The organism is Dyadobacter endophyticus (assembly GCF_014641595.1).
Classification (GTDB): Bacteria; Bacteroidota; Bacteroidia; order Cytophagales; family Spirosomataceae; genus Dyadobacter; species Dyadobacter endophyticus.
The window spans coordinates 2,185,774-2,206,113 of sequence record NZ_BMIA01000001.1; the positions used below are offsets into that span (position 1 = coordinate 2,185,774).

Sequence of the window (20,340 nt, forward strand, 5' to 3'; positions counted from 1 at the left end):
ATATTATCCCATGTTTTCCAAATCAACATACTTAAACCGCAGGCAAACACTTCAATCCAAACTTGGCAGCGGCCTTATCCTCCTGCTCGGAAATGAGGAAAGCGGCATGAACTACCGCGATAACGTATATTCGTTCCGTCAGGATAGTACATTCCTTTACTATTTCGGCATCGACCAGGCCTCGCTCACGGCCGTTATCGACATTGATAACAACCGTGAAATCATTTTCGGCGACGAGCTCACTATCGACGACATCGTCTGGACCGGCCCGAAAGAAGCCATAGCTGAAAAAGCCGCCAAAGTGGGCGTAACGGAGGTGAAACCGGCTTCCGCTGTCGGTAGCTTTTTGAAAGACGCATTATCGCGCCGGCAAACGATTCATTTCCTGCCTCCTTACCGCGGCGAGCACTACCTGAAATTGCAGGAATGGCTGCATGTTAATCCCTCCGAAGCGGCGCAAAAAGCATCTGTCGGCCTCATTAAAGCAGTTGTTTCTATGCGTTCTTACAAAACGGAGGAGGAAGTCGCCGAAATTGAAAAGGCGGTTGACACGTCTGTCGACATGCATTTGTCCTTCATGCGCGACACCCGCGCAGGCATGACCGAGAAGGAAATCGCAGGCAGGCTCCAAAGCATGGCCATCGGGCAGGGCGGCGATATCTCCTACCCTGTCATCCTGACCGTCAATGGCGAAATCCTGCATACCCACGCGCGCGACCTCGCGCTCCGCGAGGGCCAGATGGCGCTCTGCGACGCCGGAGCCGAAACCGCCATGCATTACTGCGGCGACCTCACACGTACCATTCCGGTCGGCAAGGCGTTCACGACCATTCAGAAAGAGATGTACGATATCGTACTTGACGCCCAGGAAACGGCCATCAAAGCCTGCAAACCGGGGGTCTTGTTCAAAGATGTGCACAAGCTGGCTTCTACCAAACTTGTCGAAGGCATGAAACAAATGGGCGTCGTCAAAGGCGACCCTGCCGAAGCGGTCGAGCATGATGTGCACACCCTGTTCTTCCAATGCGGTCTCGGCCACATGATGGGCATGGACGTTCACGACATGGAAAACCTGGGCGAGCAATACGTCGGCTACACCGACGACCTCCAAAAAGGCACCGCCTTCGGCTGGAAATCCCTCCGCCTGGGCCGCGCCCTCGAACCCGGCTTCGTTGTCACCGTCGAACCCGGCCTCTACCTCATCCCGACCCTCATCGACCGCTGGAAAGCCGAGAAGAAACTCGCTCAGTTCATCGACTATGAAAAGCTGGAACACTTCCGTGATTTCACCGGCATTCGCATCGAGGACGACCTTTTGATAACGGAGAATGGTAATAGGATACTTGGGAAAGAGCTGGTGAAAAGTGTGCGGGATGTGGAGGCATTGAGGGGGTAAAAATAGTTTAGAGTATGTGCTAAATTTGTCGGTTCTTCAATAATTTTAGCACACACTCTTTTACTAGACAATGCATTTACCTAAATACAGATGTACAGGAAACGAGTCAAAGTCCCTGTTTGAATTTTTCAGCGAAGGTCCTCACGGACGGATCAGAAAACTGGTTGAATTCACCAGAACCAAATTCGCCAATGTATATAATCTTGGCTTCGGTGATTTTGACGAGTCTAGTAAATGCATTAATGATATTGTGATTACAAACAACGGTGACAGCATGAAAGTATTGACAACCGTTGCCAGTACGGTATACGATTTTACCGCCGCGTATCCGAAGGCAATCATTTTTGCCACTGGAAGCACTAAATCCAGAACGAGGCTATATCGGATTGGAATCAACCGACATTTGATTGAAATCCAAAGAGATTTCGTTATTTTTGGAAGTAATAACTATCTCATTTGGGAGGAATTTGTTCCAGGAAACGAGTACAACGCATTTTTCCTGACCAAAAAAGAAAACCAACAAGCACTATGGCGACAACTGGCAAAAGTAAATCGACAAAATCATCCACAATAGTCGTGAAAGATATGAGCCATTTGGAAGGGCGTATTTACTTTCCGGAAAAGTTACGGAAGGCGAATGAAGCCTTGTCCAAACTAAACTTCCCTCAATGGGAGGAGTCTCACTAATCCCCCCGACTCCAACTCCTGAATATCTCCCTTTGCAAAGCACTCGGTGACGCCATTTTCGTAATCTCAAACGTCCCGTAATGCGTATCCGTCGTGACATCAATATCCAGCCCGGCATAGCCCAGGTACTTCTTATAATCTGGCTCGGCGGTGGTGTAGATGTAGCTGAATAATTCATCCAACTTCGTTCCGGCGATTGCCTCTATTGTCGATCGCAATTCCGCTTCGGTAAAGCCGCGGTTCTTTTTAATGTAAAAATCCTGATACAATTTCCGCATTACATCGTCCAGTGACCGTTTGTTTTTGGTTTCGTACCGGATGGCGAGGTCGAAGAGCAGGCCTACCACCGGGCCCTTCTGGTAATAGGAAATGGTTTTATTCACTGCGTCGCCGGTGCGGCCAAAGGGGCCGTCGGACCAGGTTTCGGCGCTGGCCTGGGCAAGCGTTTGAAAGAAGCGGCCGGGTTTGGTTTCTACATCAGCGATCTGTTTTTTGAATAAATCAAGCAATTCCTGCTCACCCATCAGGCCGGCTGCCCGCATGATCAACGGTTCGTAGTAAACCGTCAGCCCCTCGGACACCCATAGCATATTGGTTCTGCTGCCTTTGTCGTAGTCGAATGGCCCGAGTTCAACGGGACGGATGCGCTTGACGTTGTAATGATGGAAGTACTCGTGGGTAATGAAGCGCAGCATCCCATTCCACCCGCGCGAATTCAACTGATCTCCGCTGAAACTGATCGTAGTCGAGTTCAAATGCTCGATACCGCCCTGCCCGGGGCCGATCGCGATGAAGGTGTAATGCTTGTAAGGAATGTCGCCAATGAGCGCAGACGACTTTTCGACGATCTTCTGAATGTCCGACATCAACCTGGTTCTGTCAAAATCACCCAGCTTATAACCAATAAAGCGGTGCGGAATGCCTTTCACCTCGAATGCCCGCAGCTCTTCCAGATTGCCGGTGAGCAACGGACTGTCATACAATATGTCAAAATCCGGGGCACGATAAGTAAACGACTTGCCGGCCACTGAATCCAGCCCGGTCGCAACGCGGTCCCAGCTATTGTATGGCTTGATCGTCACTTCCGACGGCATTTTGAGTTTACCCGCCTCGTGCATGAACATGCTTACCGGTGTAATGTAGCCGTGCTCTTCATCCAGATAACTGGTCGCCACGAACTTGCGCGCGGTCTTCACATCATATTCCGCATGCAGGCTGCGTACGCCTTTGGTCGCGACGGCCCAACCGTTCCTGCCCGATTTCACCCAGCGCAACGCATTGTCATTTTCGTCTTTCACAACCAACTTATCGATATTCGAAGCGTAGTCCATGAGCTGATAATAGCCGGGTTGCCAATCCGGTAGTTTCAGGCGCGTGCTGTCACCATTACCGGCTTTCCAATCCATCGTGACGTGAAAAGTATGATTGGCCGGCTCGGGCATGGACACCGTAAACCGTATAGGCTCCGACTTTTGGGCTATTGCGCCAGCTACCAGGCAATGCGACGCCAGCAGGCAGAGCCAGCGCCGTGTTTTTTTAGATTTCATGGTATCTTGTAAAACTTCCACTGGGTTTTAAAATCAGATTTTAGTGGCTGGTTGGTCAGCGTGGCGCGTACCATCTCGATCGGCATATTGTTCTCTTTCATCACCGCGTCATGGAATTGCCTGAAAGTCATTTTGCCGCTATCCACAAGCTCTTTTTTAAGGCTGAACAACTGCAAGCCGCCAATGAGGTAGGCTACCTGATACAGCGGACTGTAATTCCCCTCAAACGACCTTCTCACTTCCCCTTCCGCATTCGCCCGCTCGTGCCCTACGCGATCGACGAGGAAATCGATACATTCTTGCGGTGTCCATTTCCCCAGATGGTAGTTCAGCGAGAAGATAATGCGTGCGCACCGGTGCATACGCCAGAAAAGCATTCCGATACGTTCCTCAGGTGTTTTGGCAAAACCTTTATCATACAATAGCAGCTCCCAATACAATGCCCATCCCTCGGTCCAGAACGGCGTGCGGAAGTCTCCACGGTAGGATTTGTAGCGGCTATTCATATAATATTGCAAATGGTGGCCAGGCACAAGCTCGTGATGCACGGTAGAGCGCGAGAAATACGGATTGTTACCCCGCATGCTCATCAGCTTATCGTCATGGGCCATGGTGTTGGTAGGGTAGGAAATGATAATATCCCTGCCCCCCAGGAAAAAAGGGTTCACCAGCTGCCTTTCCGGCGTCATCATCTGCATTCCCCAGGTTTCGTCCGCTATTTGGGGATATTCAATGAGGTTGTTTTTGAGGATAAATTCCTTCGCGTCGTTGTAGAGTTTCAGGATCAGTTCAGGCTGGGTACCGGCTGGAACATAGCTGTTTTTGACCTTTTCCTGCGCCTTTTTCCAATCATTGCCAAAACCCATTTCCGCAGAAGCTTTCAACAACTCCTTGTCGCACCATGCAAACTCCTTATTGGCCAGCTCGATCAGTTCGTCGGGCGTGTAACTGATCATTTCCGTACCTAGCTGACGGATCAGCTCCTCACGGCCAATAGGAATCCCTTTAATTCCGCTGGCATCTTCCTTCTGCGTCGTATTGAGCTTTCCTTTGCTACGGATCAGTTTCGAATAGGCGAGCAGCGTGCTGTCGAGCGTTTTGTAAGGCTTCGGCACCCACCAGCTAAACAGCGGATCGTAACCGTTGTAAAACTCAAACGTACTTTTCAAACGCGCTTCCAGGCCGGCTACTGCTTCCGCGCCCATACGCGACAACGGCATGTCAATCGATTCCAGCTTTTTGAACGACTCCCCGGCTTTGGTAACCTCCTTTTGCAAGTCATTCAGCTTCGCTGCAACCGCCTGGCCGTCCACGGTAGCACCTCGCCGACGGCCTTTTTCAAGGTCATAAATTCCTGCCGCGAAAGGAATGTATTTTTCAATTTGTCCATACTCATTTTCCTCCTGTGCGAGCGTGAGCAAATCGTCGTTGATATTGCGTTTGAGCAGCAGGTAATCCACTTTGCCGTAAATGCTCATCGCATTAAAATCCACCTTTGCGAGCTTTGCCAGGTAATCATTACCCACTTCCCGCAACCTTTTCCGTTGCTCGGGCGAGTTCAGGGTCGTCCCCTGCTGCCCGCGCCCGCCCGTGGGCATAGGACGGTAAAAGTATTCCACCGCACGATAATCCTGCGCATACTGGATCACCAGCCCGGCCACCTCGCTGGTTTGTTCATATAGGTCAAATTTCGATTTGGAAGACTGCGCCGCTGCGCTAAAAGCTGCAATCCAGCAAAAAAGAAAAACCGCCCAACGCGAGCGCCTTACGTAGTTATGCGTCATAGGATTCAGGATATTAAGGTTGGATTTCACCAAAATTAGCCCAAAATCCCCATGAAAACGTGTCGGGTTTTAATCATTTATTGACGGATTTTAGCAACGTGGGGCGATGATCAACCGTCAGTCGATCAAATTAATTAACGAATCCCGGATCCCCTCCGCTTTTGCCTGGTCTGCCTCCGTTTCGCCGTCGCCCATTTTGCCGATAGCCGTATCCAGAACCTTTAACGCGGCAGGATAATCCTCCTTAAAATCGCGCAGGCGCAATGCCAGCGACATCGCCTTTCGCAAGGGCGTCAGCGTAGCCGGGTCGGCGTCTTCGTACTCGACCTGATCCTTTTCGCCCATCTGGAACACGATGACGGAGTTTTCTGAGACGTCGGTGATTGTAAAGCGGGATTGGCCAGGTCGCATTCTCGAAATTCTCGGAACGCCGGTATTCGGTACCCGCCCCAGCCGGGTTCGCAATGCTTCACAGAAATCGGAATGGACCTTTTTTACGTCGTCTACCATGATCAGGCAGCCTGCATAGCCGGTTTCGGCGCCTTTCACGCGCACAAAATGCAACTGATGCCCGTTCCGCTCGACGACACCGTACTGGTAAGGCCTGTCCTGCCGGTATGTAATTGTAAAACCTAAATTCTCCCAAAATAATAGCGTTTCCCCAATGGCTTTGCAGGGTAATACCGGCACGGTAGTCCAATCTTTTTGGTTCATAAAACTGATTTTTGTTCAGTCGGCAAACCTAGCGGATTGGATTTTGAATTTCCTTTTATATACTTTTTTGACGATAAAGAACGAGCTACCGGATGGTTAACCGCCGATTCGTTTAATTTGCGCCATGCAAGATTTCATCCACGACAAACGGGTCTATTACAGCCCGGTAGAATTCGCGATGTCGTACATCGGCGGAACCTGGAAAATCCCGGTGATCCTGGCCCTTGCCAAGGGGCCGCTGCGCTACGGAGATCTCAAAAACGCCATCGCGCACATTACCGACAAGATGCTTAACACGCAGCTCCGCCACCTCGAAAAGAAAGGTATGGTAACCCGCACCATTTTCCGGGAAAAACCGCCGCGGGTCATGTATGCGCTCACAGAAAGGGCAATGAGTTCGCTGCCGGCGATTGAGGCGCTGGAAGCCCTGGGCCGGATTTTAATGAAGGATGAAGGGATTTTGAGAGGCGGTAGTTGACGACCGATCGCCAGCACCAGCAAGCTGATTCGCTTTGCTCAGCTCTGCCCGGTACCGCGTGATAATCGCCTTCAACGTCTCACCGGTACCTTTGATCACCGCTTTGTTGAGGTTGTACTGGGACATCTTCATCGCCGCGGCTACTTCCTGGATGGTGAGGTATTCGTTCCGCTCCAACGTATTGCGGATTTTATTGAGCACGCGGTCGGTTTCATCGCTATAATGCGTTGCCGACTCTGCACGCAAGCTGTCCGATAAGTTGCGTTTCACGAGGTTCACCAGCAATGTTACCGAATTCGCAACCAACTCCCGGCTGCTATCCTGCAAATGGCCGAGTTCCGTTTCGATCAGGCGCACGAGATGCGTCACGGCCAAGCGGTCGGTTTCGCTCCGAAGCTCCTTCTGGCGCAGGAAACTCGGCACCGAAAACAGGTCGCGTACGGTGCGGAACATGTTTGTAAAGCTGTTGATAGGATCCGCCGCCCCGGCGATGCGGAACGGATCAAAGAAGATAGTAAGCAAGTTTGTCCTGTAAAAGGACTTGAATTGGAATGAATGGCCGGGGGATAGGAGAAAGATCGCCTGCTCTTCGTAATGCCAGGAATCGTCGTCGCAGGATAATACCCCCTCCCCTTCCGTGACAAATGCAATACCAAACAAGCCGCCGTAGCGGGAAGACTGTTCGAGCTCTCGGGCTTCGCAGCTTACCAGGTTCAGGGTCTGATCGATATTGAGTTCTTTCATCACGTTGAAGAAGGGTTTAGGAATAGTCACCTTTGTACCGCTTCCGCCTACGTTGGCGTACACGAAACACTGGGTTTAGGTTTATGGTTGACTAACTGATGGTTTCACAACATACAGTCGGTAGCCAAAGATGTTTACCGATAACCGAACCAAAAAATCAAAGGTGCCCAATGCCGGATTTGCGGAGCCGAATGCCCGCTTTGAGAGGAAGAACGCAAACGGTTGCCGTAGTGCAACCGGGGTGGCTATTTACCGAGCCACTGCTTGAAATCGGCCATTCGGTCGCCGCTCACGAAGACCTCCTGCGCGGCCGCCGGGGTAAGTTCGAGCTTTAACCTGCCAGCCGAAACCGTGTAGATGGAGCGAATGCTGTTCAATGCGATAATCAGCGAGCGGTTGATGCGGAAAAACTCTTTGGGATCGAGCATTTGAGCGAGTTTGTCGAGACTGTAATCCATCGCCAGATGCTGGCCATCGAAAGTCCGGAGGAATGTCGCTTTCTGCTCAATGGTAAAATAGGCGATCTCGCTCGTGCGGATACTGAAAAGTTTAGGGCCCGCCGATGCCAGGAAACGCTCTTTGTAACCCTCTTCATTACCCGATTGGTACATGGCCATCAACGCGGCAAAATCGGGTGCGGGAGTAGCCGCTGCTTTGGCATGCAATGCTACGAATTTGTCGATCGCCGCCGTAAGTTCGGCCTTATCGACCGGTTTCAGCAAATAATCGATGCCGTTCGCTTTGAATGCTTTAAGCGTGTACTCCGAGTAGGCTGTCGTAAAAATGATGGGGATAGTCAGTTTCAGCTCCTCGATGATCTTGAATGCGAGGTCGTCTTCCAGGTGCAGATCCATGAAAATCAGGTCCGGTCGTGTATTGCCGGCGTCGGTCAGCCATTGTATACTTTCCCTCACCGATGACAGTTTCGCCATCACCCTAATTTTGGGATCGTATTTCCCGACAAGGCTTTCCAGCCGGTTGGCGCTTAGCGACTCGTCCTCTATAATAAGCACATTCATGAAAGCAACGGCACTTTAACGGTAAAACAACCATCGGTTTTGTCGACCATTACCGGCTTATCGATCAGCAACTTATAGCGGTTTACAATATTCTGAAGCCCGAGGCGCGTAGAAGATTCGGGCAGGTCACGGACTTGCAGCGGGTTGCTGATCACCAGGTAATCATCGTCCACGCCGATCGTGATCAGCAGTGGAGCGCTGGCCGACATGCGGTTATGCTTCACCGCATTTTCGACCAGCAACTGCAAGGTGAGCGGCACGATCGAGTATTTTTCTTTTTCCAGACAGGAAATGCGGACATCCAGACGCAGCTTATTCTCGAACCGGATCATCAGCAGGAACATATAGGTTTCCAGAAACTCGACTTCCGTCGCCAGTTTGATCGAATCGTGAACCGATTTCTCGAGAATATACCTGTAAGCCTTCGAAAGCTGGTTGATGAACTTGACCGAAAGCTCCTGATTGGTTTCCACGAGCGTAGTGAGCACGCTGAAATTGTTGAAAAGGAAATGCGGGCTTACCTGGTTTTTCAACGCATTGAAATGGGCCGTTGCATTCTCCTTCTGCAAACGCTCCTCGTTGATCACCACCCTTTGCAGGCGCTCGTACACGCGCTTGTTGGCCGCAAGATAGTATTCCGCCATCAGCGCCATAACAGTAATGCTCGTATTCGCCCGCTGTTTCAGCACCGGGGTTTTGTTCAGGGTAATGGGCAGTACATCAAAGCTCTTTTTATCGAAAACCGCCTCCATCCAATGCCATAGGTAGCGGTACCAATGGTTGAACACCATGGCCAGGCCAATCGCGACGATGAGCATAATGGCCTGGTTCACCACACGATGACGTTCCGGAAAATCCTCTCCCAGGAAGCGGGAAGTGAAATATTGCAGCCACTCGATCACATTGATCCAGAGAATAAAAAAGGCAATGCTGAACAGCACTTCCATCGTCCATAGCGGCAGCCGGTGCCAGAAAGTGGGCATATCGATCTGCAAAACGTTCATATAGATGCGTATAGGCACGTATATGACCGCGAGACCCAGACCAAGTTCCCATTTTTGACGGTTGGTAAGACGGGATGTTATTCGGGATTGCATTTACTTTTGAATTCTGAACATCAAAAGTAAATAAAGTAGCATTAACTGTGATCTACTATTTTCTGGTCAGTCCAGTGAATGCTTCCTCCGGACCGGGCTTGTCTGCGTCCAATTCTTGAATGCCCGGTGGAATGCGCTGGCTTCGGCGTAGCCCAAAACCTCCGAAATAGCGTGTACCGTGGCGTCGGTATTTTGCAACAGGTTAACTGCGAGCTCTTTCTTCATTTCTGCCGCCAGCGAGCGGTAACTCTCCCCATCCTGCTGCAACCGCCGCTGGAACGAGCGGTCGCTCACGTTCATATGTGCGGCGATGATTTCAAGGGAAGGTATTTTGCCTCCAAAATCGCGGGTGATCACTGTTTTCACCTGCTCGCTAAACCGCGCGGACTGCCCGCTCAATGTGCATTTGTCGCGCAGAATTTTGGCAAATGAGGCATACAAAGATTCGTCGGCACTGATGAGCGGCATTTCCGCCAGAGCTCCCTCAAAAATCACCCGGTTTTGTGCCTTTCCAAAACTGACGGGGCATTTCAGCATTTGCTCATAGTCGCTTCGCGGCAACGGGCTCTGATAAGCCAGTTCGGCGCGCAACGGGTATCTTTTTGTGCCAGTGAGAATATAAAAGTAGTTCAACACGCCCCCGATAGCCATTTCAACGCCTTGCCGGGCTGTTTCAGGGGACGCTTGTTCCCAAAGCGGGTGAACTTTAAAGATCAGTTCGAGTTCTTTACCGAATACCACATCATAGGAGATCCAGCCGGAAACCGTCTGCTGGTATTTCACCACTTCGGAATAGGCATCCTTGATATTCCTGCAACTTTGCATAAGGTAACCCAGCGCCCCGAAAATGGCCGGGTTATTGGTGTGGCCGATATGTAATCCAAATGCGGCGTTGCCGGTCGAGACGATTGCCTCGGTCCATAAGCCAATAATCGGCATGAGACCTTCGATCCGCTTTTCCGCATCGTTCAGCTCGCCCGGCCTGATGCCCAGTGCAGTACACAACCGGCCCAGATCTGCGCCTTTTTCAACGGCAGAATAAACGATGTACCTCAAAACACGGACAGTCCCGTACATATGAAAATTAGTTTTGAATGCCTGAGCAATCCTGAAAACATTCAGTCATTCGGTCATTCCTTAAATCTGCAATTGGCGCAAAGTGTCACATTCCTGTCGCAAAATGTCACGGATTACCGGCAGCGGCCCAGGTTATTTTGTATCATCAATCAAAACTAGTCAAAATGCCATGGAAACTTTTACCGAACAGGAACTCATCGAAACGAAGGCACTGCAACGCATCATCGCCAATCCGGAATACACCGTCACTTTCCTCACCACAGCCGCCGAGAGCGGTAACCGACTGACAGACATGGAGATCGAGCTGCGCCCCGGTGGCGGCAACGGCCTGCACAAGCATTTGAATTTTACGGAGACATTCATTCCCATCGAAGGTGCTCTCGAAGTGCAGATTGGGAAAAACAAACTATTACTCGAACCCGGCGAACAATACACGGTACCCATCGGCATGCCGCACAACTTCGCTAACCCCGGCAGCAAGCCTATCCGCTTCCGCGTCGTGATCGAGCCGGGCCATAAAGGATTTGAATATTCATTACGAATGCTTTACGGCCTCGCTAACGACGGCAGGGCAGAAATAAGGACCTGGGACGATCTTCTGCGCGCATCCGTAATCCTGATGATCTCCGACATGCGTCTTTCCGGCACAAAGGCATTGATCAACCCGTTCCTCCCATTCCTCTACCGCCTTGCGCGCGAGAAAGGGTACGACCTGGATATGATCAAAAAGTATTGTATTTAGGTAAACAAAACAGCGGCCCGGTCGTGCTGACCGGGCCGCTGGCCTGATAAGTTGTTAAGATCCGGAAGATCTACTGTTCCGCATATTTCTTGAAGTTGTCAAGAATCGCCTGCCAGCCAGCCTGCTGAAAATCAACCGGATGCGTATTTTCAGGATCGAATACTTCTACAACTTTGGTTCCGTCGCCTTGCTGTTCGAACGATACCGTCACTTTGCGGCCGTCGCCCATGGTATAGGCCAGGTAGCGATTTTCCTCCACTTCGGTATAAGTACCGCCAAAATCGAAGCTGAAACTGCCATCCTTCGCTGCCATGGTGGTTTTGAAATCTCCATCTACACGCACATCGTTTTCAGCAAAAGGCGCATGCCAGTCGTCGGATGCGAAACACCATTGGGTGATATGCTCCGGCGCAATCCATTTATTCCATACGTCCGCTACCGGTGCATTGATATTCGCTTGTACTGTTACAGGTTGTGTTGTCGCTTCCATTTCTCTTTGTGTTTTTTATTGATGATTGATGTTACAAAGTTGCCGGGTTTCCGGGAAACGGAGCGATGCCTGTTGCGACAAAAAGCGGGTGCATTTGCGTCACCCGCTCAAAAAAGCGTCATGAATTAACTGCCAGAGCCTTTTTTACCGCCGGAGCAACGTGCGTTCCGAGCAGTTCGATCGACTTCATAAGGTCCTTGTGCGCAGGCGCACCCACGTCCGTATGCATGAGAAAGCGCGTGAGGCCAAACATCTCCTGATGGTACAATATCTTATCCACCACCTCATTAGGCTCGCCTACGAACAATGCGCCGTCGCGACCTTGTCCGCCTTCGAACTGGGCACGAGTGTAAGGGGCCCAGCCACGGCTGCGGCCCACCCGGTCCATCTGCGCAGCATAAGAGGGAAAATACGTATCGCTCAACGCCTTCCCATTCAGCCCTACCAATCCGTGCGAATGCGTAGCTACCTGCATTTTCGCCGGATCGTGGCCGGCCTCCAGATATTCAGTTTTATATAGTTCAAAAAACGGCTGGAATTGCGACGGCATACCACCGATGATCGCGATAATCAGCGGCAGGCCGAGCCTTGCAGCGCGCACTACCGATTGCGGCGTGCCACCAACTGCCACCCAGATTTCCAGTTTGTTGTTCACGGCCCGGGGCAATACCTCCTGCCTGTCGAGCGTCGCGCGGAACTTCCCTTTCCAGGTGATCACGTCATTTTCATTGATTTCCTTTAACAATTGCAGCTTTTCGGAAAACAGGCCATTGTAATCGTTCAAATCGTACCCAAAAAGCGGAAACGACTCGATGAAACTACCCCTGCCCACCGTGATCTCCGCACGGCCGCCCGAAATGAGGTCGACGGTCGAGAAATTCTGGTAAACGCGTACCGGGTCCGCCGAGCTCAATACCGTCACCGAGCTGGTTAGTTTGATGTTTTTGGTAACCGAAGCCGCCGCCGCGAGAATGATCTCGGGCGTCGAAACGGCGAAATCCGGCCGATGGTGCTCGCCTATTCCGAACACATCGAGCCCGACCTCATCGGCCAGTTTGATTTCTTCCAACATATCCCGCAAGCGTTCTTGCGGCGACTGAAAAGAGCGGGTGGCGTCATTAAAAGCCAAATCCCCGAACATACTGATTCCTATTTCCATGATGTTTGCTAAGTGCTGATTTTCGTTTGTGCGGGACTAAAACCCACCCAATTATCAAACCAGCAACACCAAATATAGATTCCAGAATCGGGCCGTCGACCCGGTATCCAAAAGTATACTGCCGATGGCTAACCACCGACTAACCGCGCCGCGGCCTACTCACTCCGCAAACTCCTTACCGGATTCATCATCGCTGCCTTAACCGACTGAAAGCTGATCGTAAACACGGCGATCAGCACCGCAACAACCCCGGCCAGCGCGAACATCCACCATTCGATATCGATCTGATAGGCAAAACCTTGCAGCCATTGTTTCATAATATACCAGGCTACCGGGGAGGCCAGTACGATCGCCATCAGCACCAGTTTCAGAAAATCTTTGGAAAGCAGACCCACAATACCCGCCACCGACGCGCCCAGCACTTTACGCACGCCGATTTCCCTGGTACGCTGCTCGGCGGTGAATGTGGCCAGCCCAAATAGCCCGAGGCAAGAAATAAATATCGCCAGAAAAGCAAAGTAACCCGCCAACTTCCCGACGATTTGCTCACTCTGGTATTGGCGTGCATACTCCTGGTCCGTAAATGCATAGGTAAATGGCACTGCCGGGTTGAGTTTCCTGCAAATGCGCTCGATAGCGTCCAATGTTTCGGGTGTTTTGCCAGCCTGGATGCGAATCACGACACTTCCCTGCGGCTCGCGGGCACCCAGGTAGGCGATCAGCGGACGAATAGCATTGTGCAGCGACTGGAAGTGGAAGTCCTTCAAAACCCCTACAATGCGGACTTTCGATCTGCCCCAGTTGATTTCCCGGCCGACCGGTTCTTTAAGCCCCATTACTTTCACGGCCGTTTCGTTGACGAGCACTCCCGATGAATCTGTTGGAAATTCCTTGGAGAAATCACGGCCGCCGGCCATTTTCAGGTTCATTGTTTTGGTAAAATCATACCCTATTCCCACCGGCGTGAACCTCACCTGGTCATTCGGGTCGCTGCCGGGCCAGGTAATGCCTTCGGTACCGTTGCCGTTGGAAGCGGGCGTGGCGGTCATATGCGAAACCTGCTTTACCCCGGGAATTTGTGTCAATTGTTCTTTCAACAGATTAAATTTATTGAAAAGCTCCCCTTCGATCGGGAAATAGACCAGGTTTTCACGGTCGAATCCAAGGTTTTTGCTTTGCACAAAACCTACCTGCCTGTAAATGATGATCATCCCGACGATCAGGATCACTGACAAGCCGAACTGGAACACCACCAGCCCCTGCCGCACCCACACCGAGCTGGAATCGAATTTTAACGCGCCTTTGAGAATGCGCACCGGATTGAGCGACGACAGGAACAGTGCCGGATAGCTGCCCGCCAGCAGGCCTGTCGCAACGAGCAAGCCCACGATCACTCCCCAAAACGACGGCTGCGACCAAGGTAGTGCCATTTGCTTGCTGGTGAGGCTGTTGAATGCAGGTAACAGCAATGCCACCAGCAGGACGGCCAATACGGCCGAAAGTCCGGCGATCAAAAGCGCCTCGCCCATGAACTGACCGGCCAGCATCGAACGCATCGCGCCCACCACCTTCCGGACGCCCACTTCCTTCGCCCGGCGCGCCGAACGCGCGGTCGCAAGGTTCATGAAGTTAATGCAGGCGATCAGCAGGATAAATACCGCCACGAAGGTGAACAACTGCACATACTCGATGCGCCCACCGTCCATTTTGTCACCTTTGATGTTGCCGTTAAGATAATATTCCTGAAAAGGCTGCATGGCAAGCTGCGTTTTATACGGCTTGCCCCCGTCGCGGTTGGTCTTGTCGAGCAAGTGGAGCATTTTGGCTTGCACTTTCGCAGGATCGGCGTCTTTCCGTAGCTTGAAAAAAGTGAGCGGATCGGTACTGCCCCAGTCTTTGGCCCAGCCATTGTCGTCGACATAGGCATCCCAGGTCATCAGGCAGTCGAATTGAAGCGTGCTGTTGGCCCCGATATCCTCAAAAACGGCCGACACGGTCATTTCCTTGCGGTTATCGAAGCGGATGGCCTTCCCTATTGCGGCCTCCGGGGTTCCGAAGAACGCCCCGGCCATCTTCCGCGAGATGGCTATGTTGCCGCGGTCGCGCAATGCGCCTTCCGCAGTGCCTTGCAACAACTTGTAGCTAAACATCTTGAAAAAATCGCTGCTTGCCCAGTTTGCAGCCTGCTTATGGATCTTGCTGCCAACAGAGAATGTGTGCTGGTTGGTCCACGAAAATGGCGTAGTCATCTCGATTTCGGGCACCGACTTTTTCAATTCCTCGGCAAGCGGCCCGGGCGTCCAGATTACGGCCTGCACCTTGCCGCTGAAATACTCCCGCATGTAAATTCGGTAGAGCTGGTCTTTGTTCGTATGAAACGCATCGACGGCTCGTTCGTCGCGGATCCAGAGCATGATCATCAGGCTGCAAGCCATCCCCAGCGCGAGGCCAAAGACATTAATAGCAGAAAAAGTTTTGCTTTTGAGCAGGTTACGGAAAGCGATTTTGAAATAATTATGGATCATGGCCGGGCTGAATGAATAGGTTTCGGAATAGTCGGTTGCGCGTTTCGGGCGGGCGAGGGGCCGCATAAGCCGGAGCGCCGTAAGTGCATATTTCCGGTCGGCGGCACGTTTGCCCAGGCTTTGCAGCCACCAGGCATACATTTCGAGCATATCGCCCTGTAATTCTTCCCGGGCATCGGGATGCGACCAGCGCGATAGCAGCCAGGCAGCCCAGCGAGGCGGGCCGACTGGGCGGGGCCCAGCGGGGCCCGGATCAGCATGTTGCTTCGGGTTCATATCAATTGCCCATTAATTGGAGTGTCTGCGGCGACATCGCATTCCATAATGTCTCCCTCGCTTCTTTCACGTCCCGCAAAGCCTTGCGGCCAAACGCAGTAACGCGGAAAAACCGTTTGCGCCTGCCGCCCCGCTCGGCAGTAGCCCCGCCCATTTCAGACGACAGGTACCCTTTTTCTTCCAGCCGCTGCAAGGTTGTGTGCACGGTACTAAACCCGACAGCGCGCCCGGTTTTCTGGTCAAGCTCCTGCGCGACAGTCACGGCATAGGCTTCCTCCGCCAACACCGCGACCGTCAGCAGTATAACCTCTTCCAGTTCACCCAAAAATGTTCTTTTCATGGCCAAAAGTATTTATTCCGATTATGTCGAGCAAATGCCGTGCCAAATTTGAAAAATATCCTCCAAGGCCTTCAAAACGGTGTTTTTGTGAATTTAAACTGCCGGTTGCATGTCCGATTCCGAACATCCGTGGTATCAAACCGGACAAGTGGCAGATACGGCTTGAAAACCGGTTGCCAAACAGTTACATTTGGAATACAATCGGTCTTGCATCATGAATATAGGTAAAGAGATCCTGTTCTTTTTCAGTGCGCTGGGTGCTTTCAACGGCATTCTTCTAGGGATATTCCTGCTATTTTTCACCCAAAAAAAATACCTCGCCAACAGCTTCCTAGGTGGCTTGCTACTGGCGTCCAGCATCCGGATCGCCAAGTCGGTATGCCTGTATTTCGATGGGGCCTTGCCTAAAATTTATTTGCAAATAGGCCTTTCCGCCTGTTTTTTCATCGGACCGTTTTTGTACTATTTCGTGCGTTCGGCTGTAACGCCGCTGGAAAAACTGCCTAAAAGCTGGATATGGACGCTCATAGCCTTCGCAGTAGTTACCCTGGGTGTGGGCATGGCGTGGCCTTACGAACAGTACCCGGCCTTATGGAACAAGGTGATTGCCAGGGCGATATATGTGCAATGGTTTGGCTTTCTGCTGGCTTCGGGGATTCTGGTCCGGGGTTTGCTCCGAAAACAATTCAGCCGCTCCTATACCATGAAGCCCGCAGAGACCTGGATTTCGATGATCTTCCTGGGTAATGTGCTGATATTCCTTTTGTACTTTTCTTCGCTGATCAACGCGCCGTTCGCGTCGTACATCAGCGGCTCCATTGCCTTCTCGCTGATCCTTTACCTGATGATCACGCTGGTGATTTACAAAAAGAAGACCGACGAGCTGTTTTTGCTTTTGCCTGATAAACCGGCCGCGAAAAAGCTCAATGAAAGCGATGCCGGAATATGGCTCGACAGGCTGGAAAAGGTCATGACAGAAAAAGCAGTTTACAAAAACCCGGACCTTAAACTACACGACCTTTCCCGGGAAATACAGATTTCGGGCCACCAGCTCTCGGCATTGCTGAACGACCGGCTGGGTAAGAATTTCACGACGTATATCAATGAGTGGCGCATCGCCGAGGCTTGCAAAATGATCGCCACGGAGCAACACCTTACATTGGAAGCAATCGGTTATGAGGTGGGTTTTAATTCCAAATCGACCTTTTTTGCGGCATTCAAGAAGGTTAAAGGAGCCACGCCGTCGTCTTATCAACAAACTATCAATCAACCGATTGCTGATTAACACAGTACTGATTTATAAATCCGTACTCCTGATTCGCCTTTTACATACCTCCGGCAACGGCCGACTTTGGATTTTTGCTTCAAATCAGATCCATCGTATCCGCCATGAAGTTTTCCGGTATCCTTATCCTCATTGTTTTTCTTTTTACTAAAAACTCCATTGCCCAAAGCCGCTACTCGGTTTCGGGTAACGCCGTCGGGGCAAACCGGCAGCAGGTCGCCGTTTACGCCCGGCTGCTGGCGCTGCCCGATTCGGCGCTTTTGCAAGGCGCCCCGTTCGAAGACGGCCGCATTGTTTTCACCGGCATCGACCACGAAACGGTTGCACTAAGAGTCAGCGGCATTGGTCTTACCGACACGCTCATCGTCATCCGTCGGGAAGGCCGCACGCATATTGACCTCGGCACAATCCTCCTGCATGAGCACGTACAGGCGCTCGCGGACGTAACCGTCCGCGGGCAGGCGCCGCTCGTGCGGCAAGGCACGAACGGAACCACTGAGGTACAGATTGCCGGCAGCATTCTGGCAGGCAGCACGTCGGCCAGAGAACTGCTCGAAAGGTCGCCGGGCATTATTTTCGCCGAAGGGCGCGCGGGTGTTGCAGGGCGCGGCGAAGCATTGATTTTCCTGAATGGGCAGGCCATCAGCTACGAGCAAATGGCCGCCATCCCGGTGAGCCGTATCACCCGCGTGGAGGTGATCCCCAACCCGTCGGCAAAGTACGATGCCGAGGGCAAGGCGGTGATCAATATCGTTACAAAACCGATCGTTAATGCCGGCATGACAGGCTCGGTAACCCAGCAATACGCCTATACCAAATTCGCGGGCAGCGAACTCAATACCCTTGCCGATGCTCAATATATGCACAACCGGCTCTCGCTCCAAGCTAACTACGCCCTGCAGACCGGCAACAACCGTGAAGTGCTGCATACGATGCGCACCCGCCCCTCTCCCACCGAATACCTGCATTCAGACCTCACCACCGACTGGCAACGCAAAATGCGCAACTACTCCAATTTCGGTGCGGGCGTGCAGTTCAATTTGAAAGAAAACAGCTATTTATCATTGACCTACAAAGGCAACCTGAACAGCCAGGGCGGCAGCCAAAACAGCAGCAATGCGCTCACCGACGTTTCGGGAAGCAGTTTTTACCAAAGCCGTATTGCCAAAGATGAAGAACGCTGGAACCATGCCCTTACCCTCAATTTCCATCGGGCGCTCGACACGCTGGGCTCCGCATTGTTCGTCGGCAGCCAGTATGCCCGTTTCAAAACCGACCAGCACGACAGAATTGCGGAAACCAGCCTCAGCGGCGACAGTACCGGCCTCCGTAACCTGCTGAACGACGTGCTGGTCCGCATCAGCATTTCAAGCACCCAGTTCGATTACACCAGAGCATTCCGCAACGGCCATAAGCTGGAAACCGGCGCGAAATTCAGCTTTGCCGACAATGGCTCGGGTACCGGCTTTATGATTTCCACAGAAGATGGCCCTTTCCTGCCCGATCCGACTCTTAGCAGCAATTTCCGGTACCGGGAAAAAATCCCAGCGGCTTATTTGAATTACCAGGGAAGTTTGAAAGATAATGTGCAATTCGGTGCGGGTGCGCGCGGCGAGTACACTACCTACACCCTCAACACTACGGCCCGGGGCGGACAGAATATCGGGGACAAGTATTTCAATGTTTTTCCCAATGTATTTATCAGTAAAAGCTTCGCTAATGGCCTGCAAAGCCGCATTTCTTACTCTTCCAAAATCACCCGCCCACGTTACCAGGCCCTCAATCCGTTTGTAATTTACCAGGACCCTTTTACGACGATCGAAGGCAATCCCAATATGCAGCCCGAGAAGATTCATACTTTTGAAACCGGTGTGCAGTACAAGCAAATCGACGTCCGCGGAGGTTATACCTACACGAAGGACAAAATCAGCGGCGCCGCATTACGCGGAGATTCGCCGAACAGCTACATTCTCAAAGGTATTAACCTCGCAAAGGAACATTCCCTTTTCCTCACCGCCTCGGCCACATTCAACATTAACTGGTGGAGCACGACCAACACGGTAACCATCAGCCGCAACAAACTGGTTGACAATGAATACGGCTTTGAAATCCTCAAACCCAGGCCTCAGGTTTATGCTTACACCAATAATGCTTTTGATGTAAATCATCTTTTCAAAATCCAACTCGTGGCCTGGTACCTCAGCGAGAGGTCACAGGGACTTTACCATGATTTCAGCCGATCGACCGTAACCGTTGGCGTGGAGAAGGATTTTTTCAGGAACACATTGAAAATCAGGCTCACGGCCAATGACATTTTTCACAAAAGCCATGTTCACGGCAAATACAGCGTGGGGGCGACCAATATTTACTATCACCGCACTTACTCCACCGCATATTTCGGGATGAGTGCCTCGTACCGTTTCGGGCGGTCGTGGAAAATTACATTTAATAGTAAGTCCACCGGTGAAACGGAGCAGAACAGGGCGCGGTGACACAAGTGTCATTTGTAGTCATTAAATAGTGATTAAAAAGGCATTTCGGAGGCATTCGGATTAAAGCTAGTTGCTACTTTTGAAGCATTCTCTTCAACCTGAAAAACTATGAAAAATTACATTGTCATTTTCCGTGAGCCGGACGGTCGGCAGGGCACCCACACCGAAGAAGAAATCGCCGCACACCGCGAAAACTGGGCGAAATGGTTTGCAGAATGGGGGGCGAAAGGCAAGCTCGCGGGCGGCAGCGGATTGACGCTCAACGGCCGGATTATCAGGGACGGACAAGCCAGCGAAGGCATTCACCAGGTCGGTACCGAAATCGTCGGAGGCTTTCTCCTACTCAAAGCCGAAGACCTGGACGAAGCCACCGCAATCGCCGCCAGCTGCCCGATTTACGAGTTCGATGGCTACGCCGAAGTAAGGGAAACGCAGCAGTAATAGCTTATCATCGCCGGACTAGTGCTTTAAGCCTAACCCGGCGATTT

Annotated in this window: 18 protein-coding genes; 7 read left to right on the plus strand and 11 right to left on the minus strand. The window is 51.7% G+C overall.

Annotation, left to right across the window (positions count from 1 at the left end):
- The first annotated feature begins 10 nt into the window (after positions 1–10).
- Entirely contained in the window at positions 11–1,396 is a 1,386-nt protein-coding gene (locus IEY24_RS09040; protein WP_188930808.1) for an aminopeptidase P family protein, read from the plus strand.
- A gap of 70 nt (positions 1,397–1,466) precedes the next feature.
- On the plus strand, positions 1,467–1,970 hold the full coding sequence (locus IEY24_RS09045; RefSeq protein WP_188930810.1) for a DUF6934 family protein: 504 nt from the start codon (positions 1,467–1,469) through the stop codon (positions 1,968–1,970).
- A gap of 109 nt (positions 1,971–2,079) precedes the next feature.
- On the opposite strand, the gene IEY24_RS09050 is transcribed toward IEY24_RS09045, so the two are convergent.
- The 3 genes from IEY24_RS09050 to IEY24_RS09060 form a co-directional block, all read right to left on the minus strand.
- Entirely contained in the window at positions 2,080–3,630 is a 1,551-nt protein-coding gene (locus IEY24_RS09050) for a M61 family metallopeptidase (protein WP_188930812.1), read from the minus strand.
- On the minus strand, positions 3,627–5,414 hold the full coding sequence (locus IEY24_RS09055; protein ID WP_188930814.1) for a DUF885 family protein: 1,788 nt from the start codon (positions 5,412–5,414) through the stop codon (positions 3,627–3,629). Before IEY24_RS09055 ends, IEY24_RS09050 begins: the two co-directional genes overlap by 4 nt.
- A gap of 117 nt (positions 5,415–5,531) precedes the next feature.
- Entirely contained in the window at positions 5,532–6,128 is a 597-nt protein-coding gene (locus tag IEY24_RS09060; RefSeq protein WP_188930816.1) for a DUF8817 family protein, read from the minus strand.
- A 124-nt stretch (positions 6,129–6,252) separates the two neighbouring features.
- Here IEY24_RS09060 and IEY24_RS09065 point away from each other — a divergent pair, with 124 nt between their 5' ends.
- Positions 6,253–6,606: a winged helix-turn-helix transcriptional regulator gene (locus tag IEY24_RS09065; protein ID WP_188930818.1), complete on the plus strand. Its 354-nt coding sequence runs from the start codon at positions 6,253–6,255 to the stop codon at positions 6,604–6,606.
- Here the strand turns inward: IEY24_RS09065 and IEY24_RS09070 are convergent.
- The 4 genes from IEY24_RS09070 to IEY24_RS09085 all read right to left on the minus strand — a co-directional run bounded on the left by IEY24_RS09070 (position 6,568) and on the right by IEY24_RS09085 (position 10,543).
- Positions 6,568–7,413, minus strand: coding sequence for a cupin domain-containing protein (locus IEY24_RS09070; protein WP_229221686.1), 846 nt, complete (start codon positions 7,411–7,413; stop codon positions 6,568–6,570). The genes IEY24_RS09065 and IEY24_RS09070 overlap by 39 nt on opposite strands.
- A 182-nt stretch (positions 7,414–7,595) precedes the next feature.
- Positions 7,596–8,369, minus strand: a complete 774-nt coding sequence (locus tag IEY24_RS09075) for a LytR/AlgR family response regulator transcription factor (RefSeq protein ID WP_188930820.1) — start codon at positions 8,367–8,369, stop codon at positions 7,596–7,598.
- Positions 8,366–9,466 (minus strand): sensor histidine kinase, encoded by a 1,101-nt coding sequence (locus tag IEY24_RS09080; protein ID WP_188930822.1) that lies wholly within the window; start codon positions 9,464–9,466, stop codon positions 8,366–8,368. The genes IEY24_RS09075 and IEY24_RS09080 overlap by 4 nt, the downstream gene beginning before the upstream one ends.
- Positions 9,467–9,532: 66 nt before the next feature.
- Positions 9,533–10,543 carry an AraC family transcriptional regulator gene (locus IEY24_RS09085; RefSeq protein ID WP_188930824.1) on the minus strand — a complete coding sequence of 337 codons (1,011 nt, stop codon included), beginning with the start codon at positions 10,541–10,543 and terminating at the stop codon, positions 9,533–9,535.
- A 169-nt stretch (positions 10,544–10,712) separates the two neighbouring features.
- Here IEY24_RS09085 and IEY24_RS09090 point away from each other — a divergent pair, with 169 nt between their 5' ends.
- Entirely contained in the window at positions 10,713–11,285 is a 573-nt protein-coding gene (locus tag IEY24_RS09090; protein ID WP_188930826.1) for a cupin domain-containing protein, read from the plus strand.
- Positions 11,286–11,355: 70 nt separating this feature from the next.
- Here IEY24_RS09090 and IEY24_RS09095 read toward each other — a convergent pair whose 3' ends face one another.
- From IEY24_RS09095 to IEY24_RS09110, 4 genes are all read right to left on the minus strand, one after another.
- Entirely contained in the window at positions 11,356–11,775 is a 420-nt protein-coding gene (locus IEY24_RS09095) for an SRPBCC family protein (protein WP_188930828.1), read from the minus strand.
- A gap of 118 nt (positions 11,776–11,893) precedes the next feature.
- Positions 11,894–12,934, minus strand: coding sequence for an LLM class flavin-dependent oxidoreductase (locus IEY24_RS09100; RefSeq protein WP_188930830.1), 1,041 nt, complete (start codon positions 12,932–12,934; stop codon positions 11,894–11,896).
- 155 nt (positions 12,935–13,089) lie between these two features.
- A complete protein-coding gene (locus IEY24_RS09105; protein ID WP_229221698.1) occupies positions 13,090–15,735 on the minus strand; it encodes an ABC transporter permease in 2,646 nt (881 codons plus the stop codon).
- 1 nt (position 15,736) lies between these two features.
- Positions 15,737–16,075, minus strand: a complete 339-nt coding sequence (locus IEY24_RS09110; RefSeq protein ID WP_188930832.1) for a PadR family transcriptional regulator — start codon at positions 16,073–16,075, stop codon at positions 15,737–15,739.
- A 214-nt stretch (positions 16,076–16,289) separates the two neighbouring features.
- Here IEY24_RS09110 and IEY24_RS09115 point away from each other — a divergent pair, with 214 nt between their 5' ends.
- The 3 genes from IEY24_RS09115 to IEY24_RS09125 all read left to right on the plus strand — a co-directional run bounded on the left by IEY24_RS09115 (position 16,290) and on the right by IEY24_RS09125 (position 20,293).
- Positions 16,290–17,360, plus strand: coding sequence for a helix-turn-helix domain-containing protein (locus IEY24_RS09115; RefSeq protein ID WP_188930834.1), 1,071 nt, complete (start codon positions 16,290–16,292; stop codon positions 17,358–17,360).
- A gap of 104 nt (positions 17,361–17,464) precedes the next feature.
- Complete coding sequence (locus IEY24_RS09120) at positions 17,465–19,852, plus strand: outer membrane beta-barrel family protein (RefSeq protein WP_188930836.1); 2,388 nt, start codon at positions 17,465–17,467, stop codon at positions 19,850–19,852.
- A 108-nt stretch (positions 19,853–19,960) separates the two neighbouring features.
- Entirely contained in the window at positions 19,961–20,293 is a 333-nt protein-coding gene (locus IEY24_RS09125) for a YciI family protein (protein ID WP_188930838.1), read from the plus strand.
- Positions 20,294–20,340: the final 47 nt, after the last annotated feature.